Here is a 23719-nt window from a genome sequence, read left to right as displayed (position 1 = left end):
GCGGAAACAGATTCCTGACCTTATTTAAGAGGATGATCGCTTACCCTTCGCGGTGCGCCGCCAGTTTTCCCGCCAAACGGCCAAAGGTGACTGAGCGGCCTGCGGCACAGCCTGCCAACAGATTCGGATAACTGCCGTCAAAGTAGCCGCCTGAGCAGTCCCCGGCAACATACAAACCTTCGATCGGTTTTCCCTGCGGTGTCACCGCGTTCATATTGACGTCAATTTTAATCCCGTCCAGCGTACAGATGAAATAGCCGCCGCTCATCCGAACGCCTTCAAACGGCGCCTGACGCAGATGGGAGAGACGGAACGGTTCCTTACCGAAGTCCTCATCCTTTTGCTTATCCGCCAGCTCATTATACCGTTGTACTGTAGCTTTTAAGTTTTCCTGCGGAATGCCCAGCTTGTCAGCCAGTTCCTCAATCGTTTCCGCGGACACAACAATACCCTGTTCGCGATACTGACTCATAAACACAGCTTCGTTGAATTCCAGCGGCCAAACGGATTCTGCTCCGTTGGCATGCGGGAACATCCGGCTGCAGCCATGGGTATCAAAGCGTTCCATATCCTGAATGTAATTAGCGTCCCACACCATCGCATACGTCATCTGCGGCAGATTAAACGCGTCATGCAGAATATGATCGTAACAACCGCTTTCATTGGCGAAGCGGTTGCCGTTGAGATCCACCTTCAAAAACGGCTGCGATCCCATCCAGAACAGCACGCCCTGTTCATCGCATCCAACCTGATCCGGTTTGATTGCGCCGCGGTCAAACAGCATCGCAGCATGGGTTTCATCCATTGCCGCCCCTGCCCACAGACAGGCTTTGATGCCATCGCCGGTGCTGCCTGGATAAGAATAATTGATATTGGTCATTTTCACGGTTTCCGGCTGCAGGGCATTGAGCATCTCTTTGTTCAGGCTGTAGCCCCCGGTACAGACAATGACGCCTTTTTTCGTATTGTAGCGGGCATATCCGCCTTCCACAGCGGCGATCATGCCGACGACCTGTTCGCCTTCTTTCACCAGGGATGTCAGTGCAGTATTGTAATGGATCGACAGTCCCAGACCGACACCGTAATCTTTTAATATTTTAGCCGTGACGCCTTCGGCCCCCTGCGTATCGCTCATCTGCAGGGAATGACCGACATCATAAATCGGATAGCGGACAGGCTCGGTATGATTGTCAACCTCATGGCGCAGCCGCAGACCGTTGGCTTCCAGCAGATCGCCATACCAGTCAATCGTTTCCCCGGAATGTTCTGCCCAGACCTTATACAGCCGCTGATCGCCATAACCATTGGACTGCCGAACCATTTCCGTCATCACATCAAACGGATCCGGATTGTCGTTGTTTTCGATCTGCTGCCGGGAGTTCACCGCTGCCAGCGTGTCGCGAATTCCAGAACCACCATATTCTTCCCCGAATTTTTCAACCAGGATTGTATCGGCGCCTTCCTCAGCGGCGGCACAGGCGGCAAATAAGCCTGCCGTTCCCGCTCCAATGACAACGACGTCGCAATCGTAGGTCGCGACAATCTGTTTTTCATCGATCACCGGGGCGCTGCCCAGCCAGTCGCTTGAGGTGCTCTGCGGTTGATCATCCAATCCAGGCGTCGGTACGGCGGTTTGTTCGTTTTCATTCGCACAGCCGCTCAACAACCCTGCCGCGGCGATGCCTAAGGCTCCGGCTGCCGTCCCTTTCAAAAAGGCCCGACGTGAAATTTGTTTCTGTTTCATCATTTTCCCTCTTTTCTGATAGCCTTATCTTAGCTTTTGGGGCAGCCCCAGAGTCAAGAGGGTGATTTTGTGAATTTTATCCCATTCTTTTATGAATTTTTCATTCTTTTCCTTCCCTTAACGCAAAAAGTTTGGGGCAGACCCAAACTTTCGTTCTTTTTAGGTTGTTCTCAGGGATAACTTATTCAGCGTCCTTCTGAATCAGACAGTACAGCCGGATATAATATCCTTTTTCCTGATTGCGGATTTCCGGTCCCATCACGAAGCCAAAAATTTCCTGCTGCAGGGTGAAATGATGCTGCGCGGCATAATCGAGCATATCCTGAATGTCCGAGCGGCGGATCTTTAGGATATTCGTTTTGAATATCACTTTATAAAGATACGTTCCATCTGCAGTCTTATGCAGCTGATTGGAATGTTCCACAGCCTGAATCAGAGGCTTGCAGCTGTCGATATACAGCGGCAGATTTAATCCCAGCTGAACTTTGGGCTGTTCCTCATCAAGCTGTTCCAGATCCAGAATCGTCATCAGATCAACATGCGGAAGATACTGCATCGCCTCACGGATTAACGCGTTATTCCGGCCCTTGGGATCAAAACGCAGATAAAAGCATTCCCCTTCCCATTTTAACTGCAGCTGATTTACTTTCTGAATCTCTTCCTGATACACCGATTGAATAAACTGCAGATAGCCTAAAGAAGCCTCAATCTGTTCCTTCTGCTGCTTCAGCTCGCCAATGCAGCGATCCAAAAAAGCGATATGATCAGGAACCTGCTGACCCGTCAGCGGGAGAATTTCTTCCAGCGGAATTTTGGCCTGCTGAAATTTCTTGATCGACAAAATGATCGGGATCTGTTCCTCCGTGTATTCCATATATTGATTTTCTTGGTTGCGGGCGATCTGGATGCTGCCGTTCTTTTCCAGATACCGCAGTGATTCCATACTGATGCCAAAGGTTTTGGAAAACTGACTTCGTGTAAATTTCATAACACCCTCCCTTTGGTTATTCTGCCGAAAAGCGATGAACATCTGTATTTAATCATTGAGGAAGTCCTTCACTTCTTTGAATCTAAAAACACTTTGGATCCTGTGGCCCCTCTTTGGCCCTGATATTTTCCGCGGTAGGGATTCAGAGCTTTCTCATCGAGCTGGGCAAAGACCAACTGTCCGATCTGGCGGCCGGCACATAACTCAATTGCACAGCGATTCGCATTAAATAATTCCAGCGTAATTTCGCCTTTAAAGCCCGGATCCACCCATCCGGCATTCTGGATAAACAGTCCCATGCGGCCTAATGAACTGCGGCCTTCCACAAAGGCGGTAAGATCATCCGGCAATTCAAAATACTCCATCGTGGTGGTCAAGACAAATTGGCCAGGAAGCAGCGTATATTTTTCAGCCGTGATTTGCTTGTATTGGATTTCATCTTCTAAGTTAATGATTCCAGAAGGCGAATCCTCAACGATGCAAAACGTGTTTCCGATTCGAATATCAATACTTGCGGGCTGGATTTGTTCTGGTTCTAAGTCCGTCACTACGAGTGAATGGTCATTCAGCATTTTGATTAATGTTTTATCTGACAGTATCATTGAAATTCTCCTTTATGTCTTTTTACGGTGCTTTTATTGTATCATTGAGATTTGGATTTTGCGATACTTTTTCCTACCGTCTGCCCTTTCGCTTTCCGTTTCGAAAAAACGCTTCAGCTAGACAAAAGGCAGCCCAATGGCTGCCTGTGTTTCATGCTTCAGCTTGAATGCTTATTCAACACCGAAAATAAAGGCGTAGACCGGCTGACCGCCAGCTTGAATATCCGTTTCCACACCGAACTGATCTTCGATATAACGGGCAATCTGCGCCGTTTCTTCCTCGCTGGCATCTTCGCCGGCAAGCACGGTAACAATCTCTGAATCCCCATCAATCAGGTTATCCAATAACCGCAGACAAGCATCCATCTTGTTCGGGGTTGAAATCACGATTGACTTCTCCGCAATGCCCATGTAATCACCCGCCACAATTTCCATGCCGTCAAAGGTTGTATCCTTGATCGCATAGGTGATCTGTCCGGTTTTGACATGCTCCAACGCCGCTGTCATTTCCGCTTCATTCTCATCAGCGGAAACTTCCGGATTGAACATAATGCACGCCGACAGTCCCTGCGGAATGGATTTGGTCTGCAGCACACGAATATCCTGATCTTCCATCACCGCCGCAGCCTGCTGCGCTGCTAAGATAATGTTCGAGTTATTCGGCAGAATGAAGATATGCTTGGCCTTGACCCGCTTGATAGCCGCCACAAAATCCTCAGTGGACGGATTCATCGTCTGTCCGCCGGAAATCACAACGTCTACGCGGTATTCTTCAAACAGCTTTTTCAAGCCGTCCCCAGCCGCCACAGCGATCAGCGCATAATCCTTTTCCTGAATCGGCTCTTCGGCTTTGACCGGCAGCGTCTCATTCATGATCGTATTGTGCTGTTCCTGCATGTTTTCAATTTTCAGCTTGACGAATTCGCCGTAGCGCTGAGCGTAGTTCAGGGCATCGCCTGGGGTCAGTGTATGCACATGCACCTTGACTAAATCTTCATCCTGAACGACGACGATGGACTCGCCTAAGCGGGCCAATGCCTTCTTCATCTTCTCTTCGGTAAATGTAACCTGCCCCTGTTCGCTTAAGCGCAGAATAAATTCAGTGCAGTAACCGAACTCTTCGTTTTCCAGCTCCATCGCAGCTTTGGCGGTGGTGCTTTCCTTTTCTTCCATGACAAACGGCCGGCCATCCATCGCTGCTTTGAAACCTTCCAAAATAACGACTAAACCTGTTCCGCCGCTGTCCACGACGCCGACTTCCTTTAAGACCGGAAGCAATTCCGGCGTATTGGCCAGCGAAATTCGCGATTCGTCAAGAATGCAGTTAAATACATCTTCGATCGTTGCCTCCGGGTGGTCCTTCATGTATTGATCCCCGGCTGCGCTGGCTTCCCGGACAACCGTCAGAATCGTTCCTTCAACCGGCCGCATAACCGCCTTATAGGCAACCTTGCTGCCATTGACAAACGCCGCGGCCAGATCGGCGGGAGCCAGTTCGCTCTTGCCTTCGATGGACTGATAAAAGCCTCTGAAAATCTGCGACAGAATGACGCCGGAGTTTCCCCGCGCTCCCATCAACAGACCCTTCGACAAGGTCTTCGCCAATACACTGAGATCATCGGTGCAGGCCTGCATCGCTTCTTTGACCCCGGAGGTAAACGTCATCGACATGTTCGTTCCCGTATCACCATCGGGGACTGGGAAAACGTTCAGAGCGTCGATCGCGTCATGGCGGTTGCTCAAATGAGCCGCTCCGCTGAGCAGCATTTCTTTAAAATCCGTTCCGTTAATTCTATTCATGATACCCTCCGATTAACCAATAACCCGGACACCCTGCACATAGACATTGACGGCTGCAAAATCCTGCTCCAGAGTTTTCTCAAGGACATACTTCACTTTCTTCTGTACTTCACTGACAACTTCGGAAACCTTAACCCCGAAGCCGATGACGATATATAGATCCAGTTCCATTCCCTTTTCTGTCTTTCTGACGACAACCCCGCGGGAATAATTTTCTTTTTTTAATAATTCGGCCCAGCCATCCTTCACTAACTTCTGGGAAGCCATACCGACAACACCGTAGCATTCGCTGACGACACCTCCGGCTAAAGTTGCGATCGCTTCCTGCGAGATGTTGATATTGCCGTAGCTGGTTACACGTTCTATGGACATGAACGATTCCTCCTTCGCTTTATTTATTATATCAAACTATTTGTACTTTTCAAATTTTACTCATTTTCTGCGCCGTTTGTGTCAGAATTTTCATCTGAATCTCCCTCTGCCGGCGCGTTGGGATCCGCTTCACCCGGACACAGCTGGGTATAGGCAGACTTGGACATCTCGTCGACATAGATGCAGGATTGAGCCTTGTTGAGATTGGAAACGATGCTGTTGTACTCATTGAGCACGTCCATCGAATAGTAGCTGGAAAAAAACTGGTTGCCGTCATGCATGATCAAACGGATCATATTTGGATCATAGGAAACCTCAAACTGCTGAATCTCGGAAATTAAGGAGATCATCCCCGCCGATACATTGCGGAAAGCCATCGCCAGATCCGCGCTTTGCTCCGCGCTTTGAAATCCGACGATGAGCGGAATCCGGGCAATCAGCCCCATCATCCGCTCATCCATCTTAACGATGCTGCCGTCCTTCAATAAAATTTCAGGTTCTTCGATGTAGCGGTAGCCGACCGGCTCCCGTTCTTCAATTTCGATCACAATCTGATTGCCGCGCTCATGCCGCACTGAGGCTGAGACGATGAGCGGATATTGCTGCAGTGCATTTTTCACCTGCGGCGTAAATACCGTCAGCCAGCGTGAATGGGCCGTGATCCCCGCCAGCTCCAGCACATCACTGCGGCTTAAGCTGACATTGCCCTGAACGCTGACGGTTTTGACCAACGCGGCATCGCTGAAATAATACGCTGTGCCCATGACGATCAGCGCGCAGCCGATGGCCGCTTTGAACAGCCGGCGTTTCTGGCGGCGAAAGTTTTTCTGCTGAGCCTGACGCTTGCGTTGTTCAATCAACAGATCAACCGAGGTCTTGTTATCCGGAGAGGCCGGAGCGGGCTTGCGCATCACCAGTTAAACTTCTCCACTTCCAGAATCAGTTCCTCGCCATACTTACGGCGTACCTGATCCTGAATTTCTTCAACCAGCTCAATAAAATCCCGCGCCTTCCCCTGTTGATCGTTGACGATAAAATTGACGTGCTTCTCACTGACGGAAACCCCACCGACGCGATGGCCGCGATAGCCCAGCTCATCAATCATCTGCCAGGCCTGACGATCCTTGGGATTGCGGAACACGCTGCCCGCGCTCGGTTTATCCAGCGGCTGAGATTCCATCCTTCGCTGCCGCCGCCGATCCATCAGATCCCGGATTTCGGCCTGATCCTGCGTGGTTAAATGAAACCGCACCGCCAGAATCACCCAGTCGGGATGACTTTGAAAAATCGAAGTCCGATAGCTGAAACCGCACTCTGCCGGACTCAGCCATTCACAGCGTCCCTCACGCAGCACAAACACTTCGCTGACAACCTCTGCCATGCAGCTTTTATAAGCGCCCGCGTTCATAAACGCAGCGCCGCCGACCGTTCCGGGAATGCCGCTGGCAAATTCCAGCCCGGACAGCGAATGCTTCATCGCTTCATACGACAAAGCAATAATAGAACAGCCCGCCTCAGCGACAACCGTCTGTCCGTCAAAATAAAAATCATCATGATAGCGGTCAAGTTTTATGATCACGCCCTCATAGTCGTTGTCGGAGCATAACAAATTGCTCCCCTTGCCGAAAATTTTAAACGGAATCCCCTGCTTGGCCAGCAGGCGAAGCACCTGCGTCAGCGCCAGCATTGTCTTGGGATAGACAATGGCGCGGGCATTGCCGCCGATGCGCAGCGTTGTCAGCGTCGACATCGAAACATTTTCCGCCACATCGCCATAGCACCGCAGTCTTTCCAAGCTGTCTCTCATCGTTAGAATCACCTTTTATCCTTGTTGAATCCAGTTGTAAATCTGTTCGTTTGCATCCGGATGGCCTAACCGCTTCGCCGCGGCACGCATCCCTTCCAAACGAATCGGATCAAAAATAACACCCTCTATTTTTGCGGTAATTTCCGCTTCTGTCAAGTCTTTTTCTTCAATCATCAGCGCTGCCCCTGCCTCCTGCAGCGCTTTGGCGTTGAGCACCTGGTGGTTATTGGGAACATAGGGACTGGGAATAATGATCGCCGGCAGACCCAAAACCGTGATTTCGGCAGCTGTGGTCGCTCCGCCCCGCACAACGGCCAGATCGGCATTGACCATCACGCGCACCCCGTCGATATACTCAACAACTTTGATGTTGGTGCATTCCAGGCCCTGGCTTTGAACCTGTTGGTAAGCCGCCCGGCCGGTGACATACAATACCTGATAGGCCTTGCCGGCCATTGCCTTCAGGGCTTTAACCATCACGGCATTGACGCTTTCCGAGCCCAGCGAACCCATGACCACAACGACCAACGGTTTTGCCGGGTCCAAGCCCAGCTGCCGCACGACCTGCGGATCCCGCTGAGCTTGCGCCGCAACGCTGGCCCGCGGATTGCCGAGAATCCGGGTTTTCGAAGCCGGAAACTGCTGCAGATTCTCAGGATAGCAGCCGACAATTTTATCAGCGTACTGCGCAAGAAACCGATTGGCCTTGCCGGCATAGGAATTCTGTTCATGCAGCATCGTCGGCACATGGGCGAAATGCGCTGCCAGAATGACCGGGGCGCTGATATAGTTGCCAAAACCAATCGCATAGTCCGGACGAAACTGCCGGACAATTTTGCGGCAGGCGAAATAAGCCTGAACCAGCTGGACGATCGCCTGCACCTTGGCCAGCGCTGAACCATTTAAGCCCTTGGCCTTGATCGCTTCAAAGCGATAGCCCGCCTTGGGAATCTCCGTGGCTTCCATCCGGTTAGCCGTACCGACAAACAGAATCTCCGTTTTCGGATCTTTTTCCTTCATCGCATCCGCCAGCGCCAGCGCCGGATAAATATGACCGCCGGTACCGCCGGTCGCAATTAATACGCGCATTTGCGTTTCACTCCTTTTTCCGTTTTCTTTTTTATCTGCCTTATTATAGCATACATCCCCCTTCACGCCCACCCGCATGTCGCTTATGCCTTCGCAATACTCATTAAGATGCCCAGAGACGCCATAATCATAACTAAGGAACTGCCTCCATAGGACATCAATGGCAGCGTGATGCCGGTAACAGGGAACAATCCGACGACGACGCCGAGGTTGATCATCACCTGAATCGCAAATAAACTGATGATCCCGACCGCAACATAGCACAGAAAAGGATCGTGCGCCCCTTTGGCGATCCGCACGCCTTCCAATATGATGAACAGGTAAATGACGATGATTAACGACGCGCCGATCCAGCCCAGCTCCTCCGCCGTGATCGCAAAGATAAAGTCAGTCTGCGGCTCCGGCAGATAGAAATGCTTCTGCATCGACCGGTTTAAGCCCGCCCCCAACAACCCGCCCGGGGCAATCGCAAACAGCGACTGAATAATCTGAAATCCGCTGCCTAACGGATCCTTCCAAGGATCCAGAAAGGAGACGATGCGTGCCATACGGTAAGGGGCAGCCAGGATCAAGGCCGTTAATCCCGCCGCGCCCAATAAACCCAGCCGCACGAAATATTTAAACGGCGCATCAGCCGCCAAAACAATTACAACGATACTGCAGACCATGACCAGACCACTGCCGAAATCCGGCTGAAGCAAAATTAAGCCAAACCCCAGCATCGTCAGAAACAACGGGACGAGCAAATCTTTGCGCAGACTCTTGATCCGATCCTTCTTGGCAAGATAATCCGACACCGACAAGATCAGCGCCAGCTTGAAAAACTCAGAGGGCTGGATCAAAAAGCTGCCGACGCCGAACCAGCTGCGCGATCCGTTGCGCTGCACGCCCAGCCCCGGAATCAGCACCAGCGCCAAAGCGATGTAACAGCCGATCAGAATCGGTTTCTGTTTTTCCCGCAGCTTCTGAATGTTCAGCCGGCTGGTCAGATTCATCGCAAACAATCCTAAAACCGCAAATAACGCCTGACGCTGCACAAAATACCAGGGATTGTGATATTTAAACTCCGCCCAGTACACCGAGCTGGAGGCGATCATGATCAACCCGGCGGCTACCAGCGTCAGCACTTCGATCAAAAGCAGCCTGTTTTTTCGATGGAACATAAAAAAGTTTCACCTCCCGTACAGCGTATGCACGAAGAAAGTGAAACTTGATGTCAAATCAAGCGCCCGGCGTCAGACGTCGGGAAATCGAATTGCCCAAAATCCAGGTCAGCTGCGGATTGGGAAACAGTAAAAACAAGCCCAGCGCAGCCCACTGCACCCCCAGCCATCCCGATGGCAGACAGAGCTGAAGCACGACCGGCACAATTTGACATTCGACCCAGAATAAAGCGATATAAATCGCCATGCAGCTGATAAAATAGACCGCGTGATGGATTAATTTCAACGCCATCCGCTCCTTTCCTTCAATTAAGCTCAGGGTTCAATGGATCCAAAGAACAATTCAGCGTATCGAAACCTGCGCCGTTATTATATAATACATAGCAGGAGAAAACAATCGAACATCAAAAGGAGATTAACGATGAAAACAGCATGGGTATTATGCGGAGGCGGTTCACGGGGAGCCTATGAAATCGGGGTGTGGCAGACCTTTCGGGCAGCCGGCATGACGCCGGATATCGTAACCGGCACCTCCATCGGCGCGTTAAACGGGGCGCTGATCGTCCAACAGGACTACGAAGCAGCCCTGGACTTATGGGAAAATCTGCGGATTGATGATGTGATGAAGGACGGAATTGATCTGGAGCTCAGCGCGATCATGGAAAACAAACAGAAAATCGCTCCGTTTCTGAAAAAATACGTCAATGCCAAAGGCGCCGACAACACACCGTTAAAAGACATGATCGCCCGGTTAGTCGATGAGCCGAAGCTGCGGCAGTCCCCGATTGATTTCGGTCTCGTCACGGTGCGCTATCCTTCCCTGCAGGCAGTCGAGCTGACAAAGCAGGAAATTCCCCAAGGTCAGATCAAGGATTATCTGATTGCTTCAGCTTCCTGCTTTCCCGCTTTTCCCGTCTATGAATTCGCCGGGCAGCAATATATCGACGGCGGCTATCAGGACAACCTGCCGATTGCCTTAGCGTTACGGATGGGAGCGGAACGGGTCATCGCTGTCAATCTGCATTATCAAAGTCCGATTCATCCAACGCTGGAAAAACTGCCGCAGGTCAAGGTTCTCAGCCCGTCGCGCGATCTTGGATCCTTTTTATCCTTTGATCCGATGATCCTGAAACGCAACCGTGAGCTGGGCGTGCTTGACGCGCAGAAATTTCTCGGCCAGCGGATCGGTGAGCGGTATGTCTTTACTCCCCTGACCCCTTCGCTTCAAGCTTTGGCCGAAGTCCTGGTGCGCGAGCTGACTTTATTTCAATGTCAGCTGGATGACTCCGATCATCCATTTATTGATACGCTGTGGCCGCAGAACGTCCTGCTGGATAAAATTCTCAAAGCTCCGGGCGACTCATTTGAAACATTATTTATCCGGTTGATGGAAATTGCCGCTGAGCTCATGAAAAAAGAGGCTCAGACACTTCTCGATCCGCAAACCTTTCTTATTGAAGCCGCGGAATTTTTCAGCGCCGGAAGTCCGGCTTTGGAGACTGAGCGTTCCCTGTATCAGAGCTTGCTTCAACAGACAACCCGGCAGTCGTTATTGACGCTGATCGGCAAAGCTGACCGCATCCTGTTATGCCGCAGCCTCTGCGATCAGATGCTGCACCGCCAGAATTCCCTGCTTCAGCAGCTGCATTGGCTTGCGCCGGTAATGGCGCAGGAGGTTCTGGTCAGCTGGTTTGCCGCCTTTTTGATTCGCTGGTTTAAGCTGAATCAAAATTCGTAACCACGTTAAATCCAAAAAAGAATCCGTAAAAAAAGGTCTGGCGAATAGAAGGGTGTTTCTTCTGATTCCGCCAGACTTTTAGGTTAACGATGCAGGTGTTTTGGCAGCGGAATCCGCGTATAATATTCCACTTCATCCTCATGATCGATCCGCGCGTGGTTTTTAAGCTGCACCCTGAGCGAAGCCGGATTATCCTTGTGACAGGACAGGTAGACTTCATCCTCCGGAATCAGTTTCGCCGCTTCTTCGACGGCCAGCGCCAAACCGCGCGTCGCGTAGCCCTTGCCGCGGTGATCCGGATGAATGCCGTAACCGATATGGCCTGCCCCCTGGGCCAGCGCTTCCGTTAGATAATGCCGAATCCGAAACAGACCGACCATCTGATCGTCGTCCCACAGAAAATACCAGGTATCCGGAACATGATTTTCTTCCAGATTCCGCCCTTGCGCATGATCTAAAATCAACGGCAGCTCCTGAGTTAAAAAGGTTTCTTTTGAGCAGTCATGATAGGGATTTTCAAATCCGTTTTCATCCGGCGCGAACGCCTGCAGAAACATATAGGCCGCTTCGCCGTCTGCGGTTGTCAAGGAACGTAGTTCAAGCATTGTATTTCCCTTCTTTCTTTCCTTCTGACAAACTGTCAAAATCCTTGGCCGCAGCTGCCGCAATCACGATTCAATCCGTTTTTCCAGCTGCGTCAGCCAGCTTTCTGCCTGGCGGTGCGAACGCAGCCGAAGTATCGTCAGCTGCGGAAATTCCCGCTGTAAAGCCGTCAGATCCGGTCTTTTAAATTTTAAGATGTAGCCCACAAATTCCCAATCGAGCTTTTCCGCACAGCCCTCCGTCATGTCAGGACGGGTGCTTCCGCGATAGCGCCGCAGCCGTTGAAAATAGCCGGCGACACTGCGCCATTTGGGCAGATCGTAAACGATCAGCGTATCCGCAAAGCCCAACCGCAGCGGCAGGGTACGGGCGAAGTTGCCGTCCATGATCCAGCGAGGCTGTTTTAAAGCTTCTGCCAACAGCTCATCGAATTCTTCGTCGGTACGCTGAACCCAGTTCTCTTTCCAGAACAGCTGATCCAAATGAATCGTCGGGATGTTTGTGGCGGCGGCTAATCGGGATGCCAGCGTACTCTTGCCGCTGCCGGGACAGCCGATAATACAAATTCGTTCCATGCTTTGCGCCTCCCCTCAACGCGTGTGTTCAGGCATCCATTGTACCTCAAAAACCCCGCCGTTGGGAATCTTTTTTTCCTCCACAAAGCACTGCATCAAAAGTCCGTGACAGACCACGATCAGGCATTCATAACCAACATAGCGCGCCAGTGCCCGTTCCGCACGGAAACGCATCTGTTCCCACGTTTCCCATTGTCCTTTTCTTTCTGCCTCGGCAATGCCGTTCATGGCGTCAAATTCCGCTCTGGCCTGCTCGACCGTTTCAATCTGCGTATACGTATAGGTTAGATCCGGCAGCCATTCATGCAGTCCCACTTCTACGCGCAGATCCAGATCCAATCGGCGGGAAAGAATCGCTGCCGTTTGAAGGGCACGGGTAAATGGGGAAGCGACGATCAGCTGTCCCTGTCTCAGCCGCGGATCCTGTGCTGCCTGTTCAGCCTGTATCCGGCCTAATGCATCCAAAGGCGCCAGATCATTGCCGAAGCCCGGATATCCCAGCGCTTTGGGCTCAGAATAATCCGGATGACCATGGCGCACGAACAATAATTTCATAACGCAGCCCTGGCCTTGATGCTGAAACCCTGCGCTGTGATTTCGATTTGTTCCAAAACCTCAACTCGGACATCCGCTTCGCTCAGATCCTGACCAAAATACGGATCATCTAAACCGATGACCGTCATGCCGGCACGTTTGCCGGCTGTAACGCCGTTATACGAATCTTCAATCACCACGCATGCTGCCGGAACGATGCCCAGCTGCTTGGCACATTGCAGAAAGATCGCCGGATCGGGTTTGCTTTGCGGCAGATCACAGCCGCTGACGATCAAATCAAACTGATTCTCTAGGCCGCAGTCGCGGATAACCGTCAGAATGTTGTCCATCGGCGAACTGGAAGCCAATGCTGTTTGGATTCCATATTGATGACATTGATCAATCAGCGTCTGTACATACTGCCGGTAAATTTGACGGTAATTCACCCGGATCTCCTTGCAGAATTCACGATATTGCCGATAAATTTCAGGGATATCCCGATCCGGATTCCACTTCGCGATCATGCCCCAGTTGACGTCATCCGTACATCCCAAACACCGCCGCAGCGCAATGCGGTCGGTTTGGATGCCATTTTCCGCAAACCACTTCTGATCGGCCTGTTCATACACCTTTTCACTGTCGATAATAACCCCGTCCATATCAAAGATGAATGCCTGCATAACCTTACCCCCTTTTTCTTAGCTATTTCCGATTTCAATTAAACGCTTAACGAGCTTTGAAGATCATCAACGCAGCGCAGAAAGAACAGCGCTCCCATGTAAACTGTCCGCCGAAAACAGACTGAAGCTGCTCACGCGTCAGATACGTTTCCTCCGCATCCCACTGCGAGGCCGCCTGCCTGCGGCAAAGCTTGTACGCTTCCTCATTCTCAAAGGCAATATCGCCAATCAGAACCTGTCCCTGCGGTTTCAGATGCGCAGTCATTGCCTGAATCCAGGCGATCTGATCCGCCATGCCGCAATGGTGCAGCGCGTAAGTAGACACAATGAAATCAAACTGATTTTCGGCCAGAATGGCCGGCCAGCCATCGTTGAAATCATGAATAAACAACTGAGCCTGCGGCAGTTTTTTCTTAACTGAATCGACCATGGCTGAAGCAAAATCAAATCCGCTGAGCACAGCGCCGGCTCTAGCCAAACGTTCGGTCAGAACGCCGGTACCAAAACCCGCGTCCAAGACCAAGGCTCCGGGATGCGCCGCAATCCGCTTTTCAATCCTCGCAAGAACCTCATCATAGCCGGCAAACGGATAGCTTTGTTCCTGTTGGGACTGTGCGACACTTTGATCATAATTCGCCGCCCATTGATTGAAGCCTTCCTGATTCAGCACCATAAATATTTTATACGCTCCTTTTTCTGAGTGATTATCCTTCTGGATGGTAGTGACAGCAGCACGCCACAGCCTGCTGCCAGCGGCGGTAATCCTGATCTGCCTGCGACGCGCTGGTCTGCGGCTCAAAGCGGTGATCCAGCTGCAGTCCTGCCAGCGCTTCCTGCCGATTCTTCCAGAATCCCACAGCCAAACCGGCTAACAATGCCGCACCCAGCGCTGTTGTTTCGTTGATCTTGCCGCGCTCCACAGGGGTCTGAAGCAGATCACTTTGAAACTGCATCAGATAATTGTTGCGGACGGCCCCGCCGTCGACTTTGAGCGTCTTTAAGCGAATGCCGGAATCTTTCTGCATCGCTTCGATCACATCCCGGGTCTGAAAGGCCAGCGATTCCAGTGTTGCCCGTGCCAAATGCGCCTGGGTTGTGCCGCGGGTCAGCCCGAAGATCGCCCCGCGCGCTTTGTCATCCCAATACGGTGCGCCCAAACCGACAAAGGCCGGAACGACAATGACGCCCTCGCTGCTGTCTACCGAGGTAGCCAGGACTTCGCTTTCCGCGGCGGTCCGGATCATTTTCAAGCCGTCGCGCAGCCACTGAATCGCGCTGCCGGCAACAAAGATACTGCCTTCCAAAGCATAGCTGACCTTTCCATCCACACCCCAGGCCAGCGTCGTGACTAAACCATGGCGGGAAACCACCGGCTGTTCACCGGTGTTCATCAACAAGAAGCAGCCAGTTCCATATGTATTTTTGGCCATGCCTTCCTCAAAACAGCCCTGTCCGAACAGCGCTGCCTGCTGATCCCCAGCAACACCCGCCACCGGGATTTCCCGGTTGAAAAAATGCACGGGTGCTGTCATCGCGACGATTTGACTGGAAGGCTGCACCTGCGGCAGCATTTTGGCTGGAATATCTAATTTTGCCAGAATTTCCGCATCCCATTTCAGATCGAAAATATTGTACATCATCGTTCGCGAAGCGTTGGAATAATCCGTACTGTGACAACGGCCCTCGCTTAATTTCCAAACCAGCCAGGTGTCAATCGTGCCCATCAGCAGTTCACCGTTTTCCGCTCGCTGACGTGCCCCCGGCACATGATCAAGAATCCACTTCACTTTTGTCGCTGAAAAATACGGATCGATTACCAGCCCGGTCTTCGCTCGGATCCACTCTTCTAAGCCTTCCGCTTTCAGCTGATCACAGATTTTATCCGTCTGGCGCGACTGCCATACGATCGCATGATAAATCGGCAGACCGGTCTGTTTATCCCAGACGACCGTTGTTTCACGCTGATTGGTAATGCCGATCCCTTCTACCTGCGCCGGATCAATGCCGCTGGCCATGACGACCTCGGCCATCACCGCCAGAACACTCAGCCAGATTTCTGTCGCATCATGTTCAACCCAGCCGGGTTTGGGAAAATACTGCGTGAATTCTTTCTGCGCCTGAGCACGGATCTGACACGCATGATCAAATAAAATCGCCCGGGTGCTGGTCGTTCCCTGGTCGATCGCCAGAATATATTTTTCCATTCTTTCCACCTTCGTTTCTTGTATAAGTTTACCTTGAAACCGCTGTCATTGCAACACAAGCTCAATTGAAAAGACCGCCCAGTTCATCCAGAACCGAACGATCTTCATGTTTGTCTTCTTGGCTTTTCTAATTCCTCAATAGCGGATTTTATTGTGCACCAGCCGGCCCAAAATCTGTACTCTGCGGTCCATGACGTCCTTTAACGGTACGACAATCGGTTCATACGCGTCATTTTCCGGCTGCAGAATCATATCCCCATCTTTATAAAAGACCCGCTTCAGCGTCACTTCATCATTTTCCAGCAGCACCACCGCGATCTGACCATTATCGACAGAATTCTGCCGATGGATATAAACGCGGTCGCCTTCCTCAATCCGGGCATTCTTCATCGAATCCCCGACGACGTCCAGATAAAAATACTCGCCGCCTCTTGCTTCATCCGGACTGACCCATTCGTAATCTTCAACGATCTGTTCCGCAAAGTGATCATATCCCGCTTTGACACTGCCCAAAACCGGCACCCGCACGCCGGACATTTCATCGCGCGTCAGATCCTGATTGATCAGCCGCTCAATCGTCAGATTGAAGAAATCCGCCAGCTGCTGCAGGATGCTCATCTTCGGCATCGAAGTGCCGTCTTCCCATTTCTGAATGGTTGTAAATGATTTATAGCCGAATTTTTCTGCCAGGTCATTCTGTGTAATATGATACTTTTTTCTGAGATATCTCAGATTTTCCTTAAAATACATCGGAATCACCACCTTGGATTCATTGTAACGGAATCTTCCTGTTTTTTCAACGGCTTATCGGAACTTTTTTCAAGTATTCCAGGTTTATCCTTTAAATTTGTTCATGTAAGTCTTGAAATTGAATAGTTTTCAAGTAAAATAAGAAACAGAGAGGAGCGATATTTTCATGGAAAAGCAGTATGTACGAGTCAATGGGAACTGGGAAGAGGACGGCAGCTTTATCCCGTTGTTTATTCTTTGGGAAAATGGGTTAAAATATAAGATAGAGAAGATCGTTCAGCGTTGTCCTGCGGCTTCCCTGAAAAGCGGCGGCGCCGGCCTGCGCTACACCTGTCTGTTTTCCCAGGGGCAGCGGCGGTACCTGTACTTTTGCGAAAATCGCTGGTTTATTGAGAAATGAGGATGAAATCATGTGCGGACGTTATTTATTTTTTGATCAGAACAATGCGCGGATTCGTTCGCTGCTGGCGCTGCTTGAGATGCAGCTCGGCGAAGAACAGCTTTCAGAACTGAGCTTGGGCGAGGTTTTTCCCTCTCAGCTGACGCCGGTCTGCTTTCTGTCAGAACAGGCAGATGAACTGACGCCGACCCCGATGCGCTGGGGGTTTTCCCATCCGACGCAAAAAAGGCTGGTGATCAACGCCCGCTCTGAAACAGCGCCGCGCTCGCGGATGTTCGGCGAAAGTCTGCGCCATCGCCGCTGTGTCATCTGTGCCAGCGGCTACTATGAATGGGAAAAGCCCAGCCGCAGGAAAATGTTGTTTACGATGCCGGACCAGACTCTGCTGTGCATGGCTGGTTTCTATCATGAAGAAGCGGATGGTCCACATTTTGTCATTATGACCCGCCCTGCTTTGCCTGAACTGGAATCCATTCACGACCGCATGCCGGTAATTTTAAGCGAGGAAAATGCCCTGCGCTATTGCCGGGGTGAAGATCGTCTGCGCTGCGTCAGCAAGCTGCAGGTCAGTCCGACTGGATAAGCCAACAAGCTGAAGAAATAAAGGAACAAAGGATGTCTGCGCAAAGCGGACTTCCATCCACAAAATGAAAATGGGTGCTGATTTCAATAGATCAGCACCCTGTTCATTTTCTTTTTCGCTTGCCGCTTAATTCTAATTTGTTCGCTTACAGATCAAACAGCTGATCATGATAAGCGATTTTTAAATGTTCATAGGCTTTCGGCGTGGCAACCCGACCCCGGGAAGTCCGATTGATAAACCCGATTTGAATCAAATACGGCTCATACACGTCTTCCAGCGTCATCGGCTCTTCTGAAATGCTGGAAGCCAGCGCTTCCAGACCGACCGGTCCGCCGCGGAAACGTTCGATAATGCCCCGCAGATAGCGAATATCCACATCATCCAGTCCCAAAGAATCGACGCGCAGCCGATCCAGAGCGGTTTGGGCAACCTCCAGCGAGATCACGCCATGATTGAGAACCTGCGCAAAATCGCGTACCCGTCTGAGCAGCCGGTTGGCAATTCGCGGTGTCCCGCGCGAACGCTTGGCAATCTCCCGCACTGCTTCCGGCGCCGCTTCCACATTGAGCACACGGGAAGTCCGCGATACAATCTGGGAAAGCTGATCTTCATCATAATATTCCAGCTTGTTGACGATTCCAAACCGATCGCGCAGCGGAGCGGTCAGATCTCCGGCTCGTGTCGTAGCCCCGACTAAGGTGAATGGCGGCAAATCCAAACGGATGGAACGCACGCCGGAATCCTTGCCGACTACGATATCAATACAGAAATCTTCCATCGCGGGATACAGGACTTCTTCCACCATTTTCGGCAATCGGTGAATTTCATCAATAAACAGGACGTCGCCCGGTTCCAGCGTCGATAAAATCGCAGCCAGATCGCCGCTGCGTTCAATACTTGGACCACTGGCCGTACGCACCTTGCCGCCCATTTCATTAGCCAGAATATAGGCCAATGTCGTTTTGCCTAATCCCGGAGGCCCGTACAGCAGAACATGATCCAACGTTTCATTGCGCTGCAGGGCGGCCTGGATAAAGACTTTTAAATTCTCTTTTAAACCGGTCTGGCCGATATAGTCTGCCAGCCGCTGCGGGCGCAGTGATGATTCATCTTCCCCAGCTTCCGGCAAGGCGGAAAGCAGCCGTTCCTCATCCATCCGTTATCCTCCTCTTTTCCGCTGCAGCAGATGCTGCAGACCCAGCTTTACATATTCGTCGGTCGTCTTGTCCGGATGCTCGCGCATGATTTTAGACAAGCCGTTTAATTCGCTCTGTTTGTATCCCAGGGCTTTGAGTGCTTCTAAAGCATCTTCGATCGCCTGGCTGGCAGTCCCTTCATTTGTCTCTTCGCGGACAAGCTTGCCTTTGAGATCGAGGATGATCTGTGAGGCTGTTTTTGCCCCAATCCCCGGCATTTTCTTCAACGCCGCGACATCGCCCTGTTCAATCATCTGCACCATCTGCTGATAGGTTGCCGCCGCCAGCATATTCATCGCCGTTTTTGGCCCCAATCCCTTTACTGAGATCAACTTAACGAAAAGATCCTGTTCATCCATGGATAAAAATCCAAACAGGCTGAATTCATCTTCACGGACGTGCTGATATGTAAAAACGCGGACTTCCTGGTTTAATCTTACCGTTTCCGGTCGGGAAAAGAACACTTTATATCCGATGCCCTGGTTTTCGATGATGATCCAATCCAAACCCACGGCAAACACCGTTCCCTTAATCATTGCTATCATGTTATCACCTGCCGTTTATTTTACCATAATTTCATGCCGCACACCATACGTTTATCCATCGGCATTGCAATTCCCCCGTTGTCCTTATTCTGCCTTTTTAGATCCTACGCACTCAAGCAGCAATTCAAAGCTAAGATCAAGCTGGCGATCAAGTTTCCGGCCGCCAAGCTTTTCCATTAAAAACGTCCTGGAAGAATGCCGGAAAGCCTTCTTCTTTACGTGAATTGGAAACCGGACGTAATCAAAAACTCAGAACGTTTTACAGCCAGCGAACAAAAGCGGTCTTATCCGAATCATTAAATCCAGCGTTCCGATAAAAATTCAACGTTTCAGGCCTTTTTGAACCAGTCGTCAACAGTACTTTATAACAATTCTGAACCTGAGCTATCCGCATGGCTTCCGCCAAACATTGCCCTGCCAGCCCCTGTTTGCGATATGCCGGCAAGGTGACAACGTTTTCAATTAATCCATAAGGACGCAGATCATGCGTCAAATTCAAAATCACGGTCAGCGTGCATGTCGAAACCACCTGATCTGCCGTTTGAGCGAGGATGATCGAGGTTCGCTCATCGCTGAGAAGCGTTTGCCAACAACGCTCCAGCTTATCCAGGTCCTGAGGGATTGGATTGTCGCCTAAATATGTATACAAAGTTAATAACGCCTGCAGATCTGTTTTCTGTGCCAGCCGTAAAATCGTCATGAACTCAGCTCCTCTCTGATCAAAGGAAAAGAGGCGCAATGCACCTCTGATTAATTATTCAACAAAAGCAAATTGGTAATCCTGAATAAATACCAGATCGCCGTCTTCTGCCCCTTTCTGCCGCAGGGCTTCATCGACCCCCAGCTTGCGCAGCGACTGGGCAAAGCGGTACACCTGAGATTCCACTTCAAAGTCCGTCATCTTGAACAGCTTTTCGACCTTCGGGCCTTCCAAACGCCACTGATGGTTGCCCAGATTCGTAACGGTGAAATCCGGAGCCTTCGGTACGAATTTATACAAGACGCCCTCTTCGGTTTCCGTTTCTCCCGTCATTGGGAATTCCGGTGTTGTTTCCAGCAAATCAGCGACTTTGTAAAGCACTTCATCCAGACCCTCTGCGATCAAAGTAATGACCGGATAGACAGGCACTTGAGGATAGGCTTCCTTAAATCGTTTCAGATTGTCTTCCGCACCCTCCAGATCCATCTTATTCGCCAATACAATCTGCGGCCGTTCCATTAACCGCAGCTCATATTGTTCTAATTCCTTGTTGATGATCCGGTAATCCTCCAGCGGATCACGGCCGTCGTTGGCGCCCATGTCCACGACGTGAACGATGACCCGGCAGCGTTCTATATGCCGCAGAAACTGATGTCCCAGTCCCTTGCCTTCGCTGGCGCCCTCGATCAGACCCGGCAGATCGGCCATGACAAACGAACGGCCGTCAGGGACCTGAACCATTCCCAGATTCGGCGTAATCGTCGTAAACGGATAATCCGCAATTTCCGGGCGGGCTTTGGATACGACCGACAACAAAGTTGATTTCCCTACAGAAGGAAAACCCACCAGTCCTACATCGGCCAACAATTTCAATTCGACCTGAATTTCTTTGGCTTCGCCATTTTCTCCCTGCTCACAATACTCCGGCGCCGAATTGCGGGCGGAAGCAAAATGCCAGTTGCCCCGGCCGCCTTTGCCGCCTTTGGCAATAACTGCCTGTTGTCCGGGTTTGGTTAAATCGGCGATCAGTCCGCCTGTTGCCAGATCCTTGACCAACGTTCCTAACGGCACCTTGACGATCACATCGTCGCCATCCGCGCCATGCATCTTCTTGGGTTTTCCCACTCCGCCGTTGCCGGCTACGAGCTGTTTGGAATAGCGCAGATCCAGCAATGTTGATTTGTTGCTGTCAGCTTCAAAAATAATATCGCCGCCATCTCCGCCGTCTCCGCCAGCTGGCCCTCCTAACGGAACATATTTCTCACGCCGGAAAGCAACTAAGCCATTGCCGCCATTGCCGGCTTTCAATTTCATCTTAACACGATCTATAAACATGGAAAACGCCTCCTTTCTTCTTATGATAACCTTGATCGTTATGCCTCAAACAAAAATCCCCAACCGGGGATTTTGTTGACTTACGCTGCAGGATAAACAGAAACTCTCTTCTTATCCTTGCCTACGCGTTCAAATTTTACAGTTCCGTCGACTTTTGCGAATAAGGTATCATCGCCGCCGCGTCCGACATTCACACCCGGATGAATCTTTGTGCCGCGCTGACGGTATAAGATTGAACCCGCTGTCGCAAACTGTCCGTCCGCTTTCTTAGCTCCCAGTCTTTTCGATTGAGAATCACGGCCGTTCTTTGTAGAACCGACACCCTTTTTGGAAGCGAACAACTGAATGTTCAATACTAACTTCATGGCTTACACCTCCTGTTTTTTTAGTTTTATAAATTCCGGATAACTCTCTGCAATGGTCTGCAGCTGTATCCAGGCTGTTCGGAGAATCAGCTGAGCCTTCGGATCCTCCGGATTTAAAATCCGGATTTTCAAAAACCCCTCCCGTGTTTCCGTTTGAAACGTACCGGGAGCCAATTCATCCAGAGCATTATTGGTTCCGATCGTAATGCAGCTGACACCGGCACAGACAAGATCTTGTCCCATTTCGGCATAGCCCGCATGACCCTCCGCCAGCAAGGTTTCCACCTTTCCCTGACGTTCAGTCATCTTGATCCGAATCATAAAGTCTTAAGCTTCGATGGCTTCAACGGTCAGCTTTGTATACGGCTGTCTGTGACCCTGTTTGCGGTGAGAAGAACCGTCCTTGGCTTTGTACTTGAAGACCGTGATCTTCTTTTCCTTACCCTGTTTCTCAACTTTGCAGGTTACCTTAGCACCTTTGACATACGGCGTACCGATTTTTGTTGTTCTGTTGGCATAAAGCACAACGGTGTTGAAGACAACTTCTTCACCCGGCTGAACGTCCAGCTTTTCTACGAAAATAGACTGACCGACTTCAACGCGCAGCTGCTTTCCGCCTGTTTCAATTACTGCGTACATGACTTGCACCTCCGTTCATTTATTCATGTATTTCTGAAAGAGACTCGCCAACGCAGGGGACAATCTTTTGTCTTAAAGCCCTGTTATGAGCGGTTGCAGCCATCAGAGGGGCATACAACGTGATAATAATAGCACAGCGGCCATTTCCAGTCAATGTAATTTTACCAATCCAACCGCTGATTTTCAAGGTTTTTTACTGTTTACTGACCTTTCAGCCCCGCCTTCCGGGACAGACGTTCAAGGAATTGGACTTAATGACCCAGCCGATGGATTAACTGCGGCAGCATCAATTCAAAATTAACGCCATACTTTTTCTGCTGATCATGCTCCATCGTTTCGCGTATACAGGATACGGTGTAATCCGCCGCAATTTCAAGCGCTTCCTGCAGACTTTTTCCCAAGGCCAAGGCACCGACAGTCGTGCTGGAGAAAATATCACCGGTACCATGGTAGCTGACCGGAATGCGGTCATGAACATACGCAATTCTTTCCCCGATTTGAATGTCCAGTCCAACAACGCCGGTTTTTCCCGGCTGGAAAGCGACGCCCGTTAACACCACCGCCCGTTGGGTTCCCAACGCCGCCAGCTTGTTAAGCAAAGCCTCAATATAAGCTTCATCATAATCTTCCCGATATTCCGTTCCGGTCAGAAAACAGGCCTCGGTTAAATTTGGAACAATGATATCCGCCTTGGCACACAGTCGGGCCATCTGATGGGCAAAGTCCAGATCAAACAACGGATACAGCCTGCCATTGTCCGCCATCACCGGATCGACAAAAATCAGATTCTCTTCCGTTTTAAACTGATCAAAAAAATCAGAAATCAGCTCGATTTGGCGTTTCGATCCCAGATATCCGGTATAAATCGCCGCAAAATCCAGTTTTTCCTGTTTCCAATGCTGAGCAATCGGCTGAATCTCATCTGTTAGGTCATGAAATGTATAGTTCTGAAACATCGTATGGGTTGACAGCACCGCTGTCGGAATGATCGCCGTTTCCACGCCCATCGCGGAAATGATCGGCAGCGCCACCGTCAGCGAGCACTTCCCGACGCAGGATATATCCTGGATTGTTACTATTCGCTGCATATTTCTCGTCCTCCTTGAAGTCTGACGACTCTAAAGAGATTATAAACATGCGGCCGCGCAAACACAAGCTTCTGCCTGCCCAATCTGCTACTTTTTATTGTTGCTGAAGATGGATGAGGAATCAAAAGGAGGTATGGAAAGAGTTCATTCTCCATGGCCGAAAGAGTTTGACTTGCCCATCATCAAGATAAGAAAACTGCCCTGATGCAAAATCAAGAC

Annotated in this window: 28 protein-coding genes and 1 other annotated feature; of the genes, 3 read left to right on the top strand and 25 right to left on the bottom strand. The window is 50.7% G+C overall.

Going from position 1 to position 23719, the window contains the following annotated elements; translation table 11 throughout:
- Positions 1-40: 40 nt before the first annotated feature.
- The 10 genes from MCG46_RS08790 to MCG46_RS08745 all read right to left on the bottom strand — a co-directional run bounded on the left by MCG46_RS08790 (position 41) and on the right by MCG46_RS08745 (position 9857).
- Positions 41-1744: an FAD-dependent oxidoreductase gene (locus MCG46_RS08790; protein ID WP_240279449.1), complete on the bottom strand. Its 1704-nt coding sequence runs from the start codon at positions 1742-1744 to the stop codon at positions 41-43.
- A 181-nt stretch (positions 1745-1925) separates the two neighbouring features.
- Entirely contained in the window at positions 1926-2732 is an 807-nt protein-coding gene (locus tag MCG46_RS08785; protein ID WP_240279447.1) for a MerR family transcriptional regulator, read from the bottom strand.
- A 68-nt stretch (positions 2733-2800) separates the two neighbouring features.
- Entirely contained in the window at positions 2801-3334 is a 534-nt protein-coding gene (gene dcd / locus MCG46_RS08780) for a dCTP deaminase (protein WP_240279444.1), read from the bottom strand.
- Between the two features lie 171 nt (positions 3335-3505).
- Entirely contained in the window at positions 3506-5134 is a 1629-nt protein-coding gene (locus MCG46_RS08775; RefSeq protein ID WP_240279441.1) for a DAK2 domain-containing protein, read from the bottom strand.
- A 12-nt stretch (positions 5135-5146) separates the two neighbouring features.
- Positions 5147-5506, bottom strand: coding sequence for an Asp23/Gls24 family envelope stress response protein (locus MCG46_RS08770; RefSeq protein WP_020223386.1), 360 nt, complete (start codon positions 5504-5506; stop codon positions 5147-5149).
- Positions 5507-5562: 56 nt separating this feature from the next.
- Entirely contained in the window at positions 5563-6417 is an 855-nt protein-coding gene (locus MCG46_RS08765; protein WP_240279439.1) for a cell division protein FtsQ/DivIB, read from the bottom strand.
- Positions 6417-7313, bottom strand: a complete 897-nt coding sequence (gene murB / locus MCG46_RS08760) for a UDP-N-acetylmuramate dehydrogenase (RefSeq protein WP_154237948.1) — start codon at positions 7311-7313, stop codon at positions 6417-6419. The genes MCG46_RS08765 and murB overlap by 1 nt, the downstream gene beginning before the upstream one ends.
- A gap of 15 nt (positions 7314-7328) precedes the next feature.
- Entirely contained in the window at positions 7329-8402 is a 1074-nt protein-coding gene (gene murG / locus MCG46_RS08755) for an undecaprenyldiphospho-muramoylpentapeptide beta-N-acetylglucosaminyltransferase (protein WP_240279437.1), read from the bottom strand.
- An 83-nt stretch (positions 8403-8485) separates the two neighbouring features.
- A complete protein-coding gene (gene ftsW / locus MCG46_RS08750) occupies positions 8486-9565 on the bottom strand; it encodes a putative lipid II flippase FtsW (protein ID WP_154237950.1) in 1080 nt (359 codons plus the stop codon).
- A 58-nt stretch (positions 9566-9623) separates the two neighbouring features.
- Positions 9624-9857, bottom strand: coding sequence for a hypothetical protein (locus tag MCG46_RS08745; RefSeq protein ID WP_240279435.1), 234 nt, complete (start codon positions 9855-9857; stop codon positions 9624-9626).
- A 129-nt stretch (positions 9858-9986) separates the two neighbouring features.
- Between MCG46_RS08745 and MCG46_RS08740 the strand changes: the two genes are divergently transcribed.
- Positions 9987-11303, top strand: coding sequence for a patatin-like phospholipase family protein (locus MCG46_RS08740; RefSeq protein WP_240279433.1), 1317 nt, complete (start codon positions 9987-9989; stop codon positions 11301-11303).
- An 83-nt stretch (positions 11304-11386) separates the two neighbouring features.
- On the opposite strand, the gene MCG46_RS08735 is transcribed toward MCG46_RS08740, so the two are convergent.
- The 7 genes from MCG46_RS08735 to MCG46_RS08705 all read right to left on the bottom strand — a co-directional run bounded on the left by MCG46_RS08735 (position 11387) and on the right by MCG46_RS08705 (position 16649).
- Complete coding sequence (locus MCG46_RS08735) at positions 11387-11908, bottom strand: GNAT family N-acetyltransferase (protein WP_240279424.1); 522 nt, start codon at positions 11906-11908, stop codon at positions 11387-11389.
- Positions 11909-11971: 63 nt separating this feature from the next.
- On the bottom strand, positions 11972-12481 hold the full coding sequence (locus tag MCG46_RS08730; RefSeq protein ID WP_240279422.1) for an AAA family ATPase: 510 nt from the start codon (positions 12479-12481) through the stop codon (positions 11972-11974).
- A 15-nt stretch (positions 12482-12496) separates the two neighbouring features.
- Positions 12497-13036, bottom strand: coding sequence for a histidine phosphatase family protein (locus tag MCG46_RS08725; RefSeq protein WP_240279420.1), 540 nt, complete (start codon positions 13034-13036; stop codon positions 12497-12499).
- Positions 13033-13695: an HAD family hydrolase gene (locus tag MCG46_RS08720; RefSeq protein ID WP_240279418.1), complete on the bottom strand. Its 663-nt coding sequence runs from the start codon at positions 13693-13695 to the stop codon at positions 13033-13035. The genes MCG46_RS08725 and MCG46_RS08720 overlap by 4 nt, the downstream gene beginning before the upstream one ends.
- Before the next feature lie 46 nt (positions 13696-13741).
- The gene (locus MCG46_RS08715) at positions 13742-14368 is read right to left on the bottom strand and encodes a class I SAM-dependent methyltransferase (protein WP_240279417.1); all 627 of its coding nucleotides are present in this window, start codon (positions 14366-14368) and stop codon (positions 13742-13744) included.
- A gap of 31 nt (positions 14369-14399) precedes the next feature.
- Positions 14400-15899 carry a glycerol kinase GlpK gene (gene glpK / locus MCG46_RS08710; protein WP_240279416.1) on the bottom strand — a complete coding sequence of 500 codons (1500 nt, stop codon included), beginning with the start codon at positions 15897-15899 and terminating at the stop codon, positions 14400-14402.
- Positions 15900-16034: 135 nt separating this feature from the next.
- Positions 16035-16649: a LexA family protein gene (locus tag MCG46_RS08705; protein WP_020223373.1), complete on the bottom strand. Its 615-nt coding sequence runs from the start codon at positions 16647-16649 to the stop codon at positions 16035-16037.
- A 166-nt stretch (positions 16650-16815) separates the two neighbouring features.
- On the opposite strand from MCG46_RS08705, the gene MCG46_RS08700 reads away from it, so the two are divergent.
- Together MCG46_RS08700 and MCG46_RS08695 are read left to right on the top strand one after the other, a co-directional pair.
- Positions 16816-17049: a hypothetical protein gene (locus MCG46_RS08700; protein ID WP_020223372.1), complete on the top strand. Its 234-nt coding sequence runs from the start codon at positions 16816-16818 to the stop codon at positions 17047-17049.
- A gap of 10 nt (positions 17050-17059) precedes the next feature.
- Positions 17060-17632, top strand: coding sequence for an SOS response-associated peptidase (locus MCG46_RS08695; protein WP_240279411.1), 573 nt, complete (start codon positions 17060-17062; stop codon positions 17630-17632).
- 145 nt (positions 17633-17777) lie between these two features.
- On the opposite strand, the gene ruvB is transcribed toward MCG46_RS08695, so the two are convergent.
- The 8 genes from ruvB to MCG46_RS08655 all read right to left on the bottom strand — a co-directional run bounded on the left by ruvB (position 17778) and on the right by MCG46_RS08655 (position 23500).
- Positions 17778-18788: a Holliday junction branch migration DNA helicase RuvB gene (ruvB, locus tag MCG46_RS08690; protein ID WP_020223370.1), complete on the bottom strand. Its 1011-nt coding sequence runs from the start codon at positions 18786-18788 to the stop codon at positions 17778-17780.
- Positions 18789-18791: 3 nt separating this feature from the next.
- Positions 18792-19373, bottom strand: a complete 582-nt coding sequence (gene ruvA / locus MCG46_RS08685) for a Holliday junction branch migration protein RuvA (protein ID WP_240279408.1) — start codon at positions 19371-19373, stop codon at positions 18792-18794.
- Positions 19374-19632: 259 nt separating this feature from the next.
- Positions 19633-20073 carry a GNAT family N-acetyltransferase gene (locus tag MCG46_RS08680; protein WP_240279406.1) on the bottom strand — a complete coding sequence of 147 codons (441 nt, stop codon included), beginning with the start codon at positions 20071-20073 and terminating at the stop codon, positions 19633-19635.
- Positions 20074-20127: 54 nt separating this feature from the next.
- Positions 20128-21408 (bottom strand): GTPase ObgE, encoded by a 1281-nt coding sequence (gene obgE / locus MCG46_RS08675; protein WP_020223366.1) that lies wholly within the window; start codon positions 21406-21408, stop codon positions 20128-20130.
- 80 nt (positions 21409-21488) lie between these two features.
- Positions 21489-21773 (bottom strand): 50S ribosomal protein L27, encoded by a 285-nt coding sequence (rpmA, locus tag MCG46_RS08670; protein ID WP_020223365.1) that lies wholly within the window; start codon positions 21771-21773, stop codon positions 21489-21491.
- Positions 21774-21776: 3 nt separating this feature from the next.
- A complete protein-coding gene (locus MCG46_RS08665; protein ID WP_240279405.1) occupies positions 21777-22094 on the bottom strand; it encodes a ribosomal-processing cysteine protease Prp in 318 nt (105 codons plus the stop codon).
- 6 nt (positions 22095-22100) lie between these two features.
- On the bottom strand, positions 22101-22412 hold the full coding sequence (gene rplU / locus MCG46_RS08660) for a 50S ribosomal protein L21 (protein ID WP_020223363.1): 312 nt from the start codon (positions 22410-22412) through the stop codon (positions 22101-22103).
- Positions 22413-22442: 30 nt separating this feature from the next.
- Positions 22443-22517 (bottom strand) — a sequence feature (ribosomal protein L21 leader region).
- Positions 22518-22663: 146 nt separating this feature from the next.
- Entirely contained in the window at positions 22664-23500 is an 837-nt protein-coding gene (locus MCG46_RS08655; RefSeq protein WP_240279404.1) for a pyridoxamine kinase, read from the bottom strand.
- Positions 23501-23719: the final 219 nt, after the last annotated feature.

The organism is Holdemania massiliensis, from assembly GCF_022440805.1.
In the GTDB taxonomy this organism is placed as follows: domain Bacteria; phylum Bacillota_I; class Bacilli_A; order Erysipelotrichales; family Erysipelotrichaceae; genus Holdemania; species Holdemania massiliensis_A.
This window is presented reverse-complemented; position numbering and strand designations above follow the sequence as displayed.

What these genes read in the sequence shown, in the direction of transcription:
- MCG46_RS08790 (WP_240279449.1), bottom strand. Translation starts at nt 1,744, where the DNA reads ATGAAACAGAAACAAATTTCACGTCGGGCCTTTTTGAAAGGGACGGCA.
- MCG46_RS08785 (WP_240279447.1), bottom strand. Translation starts at nt 2,732, where the DNA reads ATGAAATTTACACGAAGTCAGTTTTCCAAAACCTTTGGCATCAGTATG.
- dcd (WP_240279444.1), bottom strand. Translation starts at nt 3,334, where the DNA reads ATGATACTGTCAGATAAAACATTAATCAAAATGCTGAATGACCATTCA.
- MCG46_RS08775 (WP_240279441.1), bottom strand. Translation starts at nt 5,134, where the DNA reads ATGAATAGAATTAACGGAACGGATTTTAAAGAAATGCTGCTCAGCGGA.
- MCG46_RS08770 (WP_020223386.1), bottom strand. Translation starts at nt 5,506, where the DNA reads ATGTCCATAGAACGTGTAACCAGCTACGGCAATATCAACATCTCGCAG.
- MCG46_RS08765 (WP_240279439.1), bottom strand. Translation starts at nt 6,417, where the DNA reads ATGCGCAAGCCCGCTCCGGCCTCTCCGGATAACAAGACCTCGGTTGAT.
- murB (WP_154237948.1), bottom strand. Translation starts at nt 7,313, where the DNA reads ATGAGAGACAGCTTGGAAAGACTGCGGTGCTATGGCGATGTGGCGGAA.
- murG (WP_240279437.1), bottom strand. Translation starts at nt 8,402, where the DNA reads ATGCGCGTATTAATTGCGACCGGCGGTACCGGCGGTCATATTTATCCG.
- ftsW (WP_154237950.1), bottom strand. Translation starts at nt 9,565, where the DNA reads ATGTTCCATCGAAAAAACAGGCTGCTTTTGATCGAAGTGCTGACGCTG.
- MCG46_RS08745 (WP_240279435.1), bottom strand. Translation starts at nt 9,857, where the DNA reads ATGGCGTTGAAATTAATCCATCACGCGGTCTATTTTATCAGCTGCATG.
- MCG46_RS08740 (WP_240279433.1), top strand. Translation starts at nt 9,987, where the DNA reads ATGAAAACAGCATGGGTATTATGCGGAGGCGGTTCACGGGGAGCCTAT.
- MCG46_RS08735 (WP_240279424.1), bottom strand. Translation starts at nt 11,908, where the DNA reads ATGCTTGAACTACGTTCCTTGACAACCGCAGACGGCGAAGCGGCCTAT.
- MCG46_RS08730 (WP_240279422.1), bottom strand. Translation starts at nt 12,481, where the DNA reads ATGGAACGAATTTGTATTATCGGCTGTCCCGGCAGCGGCAAGAGTACG.
- MCG46_RS08725 (WP_240279420.1), bottom strand. Translation starts at nt 13,036, where the DNA reads ATGAAATTATTGTTCGTGCGCCATGGTCATCCGGATTATTCTGAGCCC.
- MCG46_RS08720 (WP_240279418.1), bottom strand. Translation starts at nt 13,695, where the DNA reads ATGCAGGCATTCATCTTTGATATGGACGGGGTTATTATCGACAGTGAA.
- MCG46_RS08715 (WP_240279417.1), bottom strand. Translation starts at nt 14,368, where the DNA reads ATGGTGCTGAATCAGGAAGGCTTCAATCAATGGGCGGCGAATTATGAT.
- glpK (WP_240279416.1), bottom strand. Translation starts at nt 15,899, where the DNA reads ATGGAAAAATATATTCTGGCGATCGACCAGGGAACGACCAGCACCCGG.
- MCG46_RS08705 (WP_020223373.1), bottom strand. Translation starts at nt 16,649, where the DNA reads ATGTATTTTAAGGAAAATCTGAGATATCTCAGAAAAAAGTATCATATT.
- MCG46_RS08700 (WP_020223372.1), top strand. Translation starts at nt 16,816, where the DNA reads ATGGAAAAGCAGTATGTACGAGTCAATGGGAACTGGGAAGAGGACGGC.
- MCG46_RS08695 (WP_240279411.1), top strand. Translation starts at nt 17,060, where the DNA reads ATGTGCGGACGTTATTTATTTTTTGATCAGAACAATGCGCGGATTCGT.
- ruvB (WP_020223370.1), bottom strand. Translation starts at nt 18,788, where the DNA reads ATGGATGAGGAACGGCTGCTTTCCGCCTTGCCGGAAGCTGGGGAAGAT.
- ruvA (WP_240279408.1), bottom strand. Translation starts at nt 19,373, where the DNA reads ATGATAGCAATGATTAAGGGAACGGTGTTTGCCGTGGGTTTGGATTGG.
- MCG46_RS08680 (WP_240279406.1), bottom strand. Translation starts at nt 20,073, where the DNA reads ATGACGATTTTACGGCTGGCACAGAAAACAGATCTGCAGGCGTTATTA.
- obgE (WP_020223366.1), bottom strand. Translation starts at nt 21,408, where the DNA reads ATGTTTATAGATCGTGTTAAGATGAAATTGAAAGCCGGCAATGGCGGC.
- rpmA (WP_020223365.1), bottom strand. Translation starts at nt 21,773, where the DNA reads ATGAAGTTAGTATTGAACATTCAGTTGTTCGCTTCCAAAAAGGGTGTC.
- MCG46_RS08665 (WP_240279405.1), bottom strand. Translation starts at nt 22,094, where the DNA reads ATGATTCGGATCAAGATGACTGAACGTCAGGGAAAGGTGGAAACCTTG.
- rplU (WP_020223363.1), bottom strand. Translation starts at nt 22,412, where the DNA reads ATGTACGCAGTAATTGAAACAGGCGGAAAGCAGCTGCGCGTTGAAGTC.
- MCG46_RS08655 (WP_240279404.1), bottom strand. Translation starts at nt 23,500, where the DNA reads ATGCAGCGAATAGTAACAATCCAGGATATATCCTGCGTCGGGAAGTGC.